This is a genomic window from Nonomuraea zeae (assembly GCF_005889725.1).
Classification (GTDB): domain Bacteria; phylum Actinomycetota; class Actinomycetes; order Streptosporangiales; family Streptosporangiaceae; genus Nonomuraea; species Nonomuraea zeae.
In genome coordinates this window covers 1-4,165 of the sequence record NZ_VCKX01000532.1, presented here as the reverse complement: position 1 = coordinate 4,165, position 4,165 = coordinate 1, and the positions used below count along the sequence as shown (strand labels likewise).

At 73.3% G+C, this 4,165-nt stretch carries 3 protein-coding genes and 2 pseudogenes; 3 read left to right on the top strand and 2 right to left on the bottom strand.

The features are described from left to right. Window positions 1-582, top strand: a pseudogene (locus ETD85_RS64195) (hypothetical protein); the annotation flags it as partial. Between the two features lie 60 nt (window positions 583-642). Here the strand turns inward: ETD85_RS64195 and ETD85_RS60580 are convergent. Beyond that, the gene (locus ETD85_RS60580; protein ID WP_138698815.1) at window positions 643-1,713 is read right to left on the bottom strand and encodes a thiolase C-terminal domain-containing protein; all 1,071 of its coding nucleotides are present in this window, start codon (window positions 1,711-1,713) and stop codon (window positions 643-645) included. Between the two features lie 401 nt (window positions 1,714-2,114). On the opposite strand from ETD85_RS60580, the gene ETD85_RS60575 reads away from it, so the two are divergent. Both ETD85_RS60575 and ETD85_RS60570 read left to right on the top strand, forming a co-directional pair. Beyond that, the gene (locus tag ETD85_RS60575; protein ID WP_138698814.1) at window positions 2,115-2,963 is read left to right on the top strand and encodes a LysR family transcriptional regulator; all 849 of its coding nucleotides are present in this window, start codon (window positions 2,115-2,117) and stop codon (window positions 2,961-2,963) included. Window positions 2,964-2,978: 15 nt separating this feature from the next. Next, window positions 2,979-3,602 carry a MerR family transcriptional regulator gene (locus tag ETD85_RS60570; RefSeq protein ID WP_138698813.1) on the top strand — a complete coding sequence of 208 codons (624 nt, stop codon included), beginning with the start codon at window positions 2,979-2,981 and terminating at the stop codon, window positions 3,600-3,602. A gap of 39 nt (window positions 3,603-3,641) precedes the next feature. On the opposite strand, the pseudogene ETD85_RS60565 reads toward ETD85_RS60570, so the two are convergent. Beyond that, a pseudogene (locus ETD85_RS60565) lies at window positions 3,642-4,165 on the bottom strand (hypothetical protein); the annotation flags it as partial.

Genomic DNA, 4,165 nt, shown 5'->3' with positions numbered 1-4,165 from the left:
CTCCCTGACCGCCCCCGCCCGGACCGCGACCTCTCTGACCGCACCGCCCGATCCGGCGAGGGCGACGGGCGCGGCCCGGCCTTCGGGCGCGAGGCAGAGGACCCGGGTGGCGGCCGGGGCACCGGCGGACTGCTGGTGGAGCTGGTCGTCCGGCGGTTGCTGCCCGACGGCGCGGGCGGGGATCCGGTGGCACGGCTGGCGGCGGCGGTGCATGCGCGTCCCCCGCTGGCGCTCGCCGAGCTGGCGCCGCTGGTAAGCGAGGCCGCCGCGGCCGGTGACCCGCTGGCCGGGTCGATCGTCGCCGAGGCCGCGGCCCTGCTCGCCCGCACCGCCTCCCAGGTACGCGACCCCGCGCTCCCCCTGGTGCTCGCCGGCAGCGTGCTCACGGCGGCCGGCCCCGTACGGGAGGCCGTACAGGGCCTGCTGGAGGGTGCGGTCCCGGCGGGAGACGCGGCGGGGGCGGCGGCCTGGCTGGCGGCCCGCCCCCTCCTGGACCCGCGGGAGTCCGCGGCGCTCCATCCCCGGTTCGTGCACCCGCGAGGAGGTCAGCCCGTCGTGCCGGCCGGCTCGGCGCCTTCGTAGATCGGGTTCCCGGCAGGCGTTCCTCGGACCGTTCCGGCACCTCTCTCCGCCATGGACCCTTCAGTTCACGAGCAGCGCGGCGCTCCCGTAGCTCCCGCCGAACCCCGTCACCAGCGCCACCTCGCGCCCGGCCCGCAGCTCCCGCACGGCCTGGGCCACGTTGTTCAGCCCGTGCACATACCCCTCGGAGAGCAGGCCGCCGTGCGGGTTCACCCAGGCGTGCCGGCGCTCCAGCAGGTACGCCCCCAGCTCCCCCCGCTCGACCAGCCCGAAGTCCTCCAACTGCCTGGGCACCAGCCACGAGTACGCGTCATACGGCAGCGCCACGTCCACCTGCGCGGGCCGCATTCCGGACGCCTCCCAGAGCATGGGCGCCACGTAGGCCGAGAAGATCGCCGTGACGTCGGGAGCGCGGTCCATCGACGAGCAGCCCGGTCCACCGCCGCGTACCACCGCCCGGACGCGCGGCCCGTCGAGCACGCCGCTGACCAGCAGGGCGCAGGCCCCGTCGGTCTCCTGGCAGCAGTCCACCGTGCGGAGCGGGGTGCAGACGTACGGCCGGGCGAGGTAGTCGGCCAGCCCGAGCGGCTCGCGGCGCAGGGCGCGGGGGTTGGCCTTGGCGTTCTCCCTGGACTGGGCGACGACGGCGTGCAGGTGCTCGGCCGTGAGCCCGGTGTCGTGCAGGTAGCGGGTGGCGGCCAGGGCGAACAGCGGGATCGGGCCCGCCAGGCCGTAGGTGTGCCGCTCCTGAGGGCCGGTGGAGGCGGTGTTCATGCGGGTGCCGGAGCGGCCGTTCAGCGCCCGATAGATCAAGATATTTCGCGCTAAACCGGCGTGTATCAGCATCGCCGCGTCACCCAGGATCGACGCCGCCTGCGTGCCGCCGCCCGCGATGTCGTTGTGCCAGCCGAGCCGCTCGATGCCCAGGGCGCGCGCGACCTGCACGACGGGCGCCGAGTCGTTCATGTGGTAGCTGAGCACCGCGTCCACCTCGCGCGGGACGAGGCCCGCGTCGGCGCAGGCCGCCCGGCACGCCTCGGTCGCCAGCTCCAGCTCGGTACGCCCGGACTGCCTGCTCAGGGCCGTCATCCCGATCCCGGCCACGGCCGCCCGCCCTGCGAACGGCTGCATGCCTTCTCCTCAGGACAGGGCGCGATCGCTCGCGCCGGTGGGCCCGTTCACGCTAGCCCGCACCCACCGCTCCAGGCAAGCGCTTGCTCGGCAAGCCGCCGATCCACCCCCGCCCGGCTCCTCGGCATGGCCGGCATAAACCCGGCCGACCGCAGGAGGGTGCCAGACGTGCCGTTCGAGGCGTTTACGGGCGACCGTAATGGCAGCATCTTCCGTCCGAAGGACTTCGCCGAGCGCCTGCACGAAACCCCGGAAAACGCCGTCCGACCAGTGCTTTTAGCCTGATCGCCGTAAGCCGCCACCCGCCTCGGGTAACTGGGCATCTTCACGGGAGCTGTCCCCTCTTGTAATACGGAGGTGCGATCTACCGATAGCCCATCATCATCACGCCGAGGTGAGCGATGGATCTACGCTATGTCCGGTACGCGCTGGCGATCGCGCGGGCAGGCAGCCTGCGACGGGCCGCCGCCGCGCTGCACATCGCCCAGCCGACGCTGTCGGAGCAGCTCAGGGCACTGGAGAAGGAGATCGGTGTCGAGCTGTTCAGCCGCTCGTCCAGCGGCGTGCAGCTCACCGAGGCGGGCGAGGCGTTCCTCGCGCAGGCCACCGTCGCGGTGGACGCCTTCGATCGCGCCGTGATCGCCGCCAGGAGCAAGGGCCAGACCGCCCGCCTGGGCGTGGCCGACGGGCTGGAGGACGTGGTCGCCCGCCTGCTCTCCCAGCTCCAGACCGGCCACCTGAGGGTGGCCCCCATGGGGACGGCCGAGCAGATCGTCTCCATCGTGGACGGCACCCTGCAGGCCGGGCTCGGCTACGCGCCGGGCTCGCTGCCGAGGGGCGTGGCGCGCATGCTCGTGCACCGCTTCCCCGTACGCGCCCTGCTGCACAAAGACCACCCGCTGGCGGCGCACGAGGCGGTGTCCCTGTCGGACCTGGCGGCCGAACCGCTGATCATGCCGGAGTCGGACGCGGTGGCCGGCGCCCGCCGGTTCCTGGAGGGCTTCGTACGCCACCGGCTGCACCCCCGCCTCGGCCCTTCCGCGGCCACGCACGACCTGGTCGTCAACATGGTGGGGGCGGGCAGCGGTTATGCTCTGTGCGTTCACGAGGGCACGACCGTCCCCGACAGCGTGGTGTTCGTCCCCGTCAAGGAGGACGTCCCCCCGCTGGAGGTGGTCTTCCTCTGGAACCGCCAGGCCGACGTGCACGAGCTCGTGAGCGCGGCCCGCCATCTGGCCCGTGCTGGATAGCGCTATTATCTAACGATGCGCATCTCCGAGCTCAGCGCCAAGTCCGGCGTGGCCCTCCCCACGATCAAGTACTACCTGCGCGAGGGCCTGCTGCACCAGGGCGAGCAGACGGCCGCGACCCGCGCCGAGTACGACGAGTCCCACCTGCGCAGACTCCGCCTGATCCGGGCACTGCTCGAAGTGGGCCGGCTCCCCGTGGCCTCGATCAAGAAGATCATCGCCGCCGTCGAGGACGAGTCGCTCCCCACCCACCAGATGCTCGGCACCGCCCACTGGGCCCTCGGCCCCACCGTCGAGCCCGAGCCGGGCGCGGACTGGCAGCTCGCCCGCGCCGAGGTCGATCGGCTCGTCACCGACCAGGACTGGACCGTCCACCCCGAGGCCCCCACCCGCGACGAGCTGGCCCAGACCCTCGTCAAGATGCGCCAGCTCGGGCTGTCCGGCGACCTGGCCCCCTACGTGGAGGCGGCGAAGAAGCTGGTGCGCGAGGTGGAGATGGACGCCATCCCGTTCGACGGCCCGCGTGACGCGGCCGTGGAGGCCCTGGTGCTCGGCACGGTCCTGTACGGCAGGGCGCTCGACACGCTGCGCCGCATGGCCCAGGAGTCAGAGTCGGCCCACCGCCAGACAGCCTCGTAGCCCAGCGCCCTCAGACCACGCCGCCCAGGGAGCGCGCTCTCAGACCACGCCGTTGGCGCGCAGGATCGAGACGGCACGGACCGTGGCGGCACCGCGCCACTCCAGCGCCCCGGCGGGCGAGATCCGCGCGTAGTCCACGACCCACCCGCCGTCGTCCTGCTGCTCCCCCGCCAGCCGGACGAGGTCGGCGCCGATCACGTCCGGCTCGAACAGGTCGCGGACCGGCCGCCCCGGATAGGGCGCGAAGTCCAGGGGCCGCAGCGCCTCGTTCTCCGTGCCGCCCTCGACGCGGACCCGCCCGTCGTCGGGGATGTAGCCGCCGAGCCGCTTGAGCAGGTCGGCCGCGCGCGGCTGGCTGTCGTACACCGCGTCCAGGAACAGGACCGCGAACGACAGCACGTACGCGTGCGGCATCTCCTCCAGCTCCTGGATCCGGTCGAGACAGTAGCGCGTGGCCTTCGCCAGCCACGGGTGCGCGGCCACGGCCGAGTCGTGGGCGGCGACGCGATGGGCGGCCGCCGCCGACACCGCGGTGATCTGGAGGGACGAGGCGTCCCCCGCCC

Coding starts and splice junctions, on each gene's coding strand:
- ETD85_RS60575 (WP_138698814.1), top strand. CDS start 2,115: ATGGATCTACGCTATGTCCGGTACGCGCTGGCGATCGCGCGGGCAGGC.
- ETD85_RS60570 (WP_138698813.1), top strand. CDS start 2,979: ATGCGCATCTCCGAGCTCAGCGCCAAGTCCGGCGTGGCCCTCCCCACG.
- ETD85_RS60580 (WP_138698815.1), bottom strand. CDS start 1,713: ATGCAGCCGTTCGCAGGGCGGGCGGCCGTGGCCGGGATCGGGATGACG.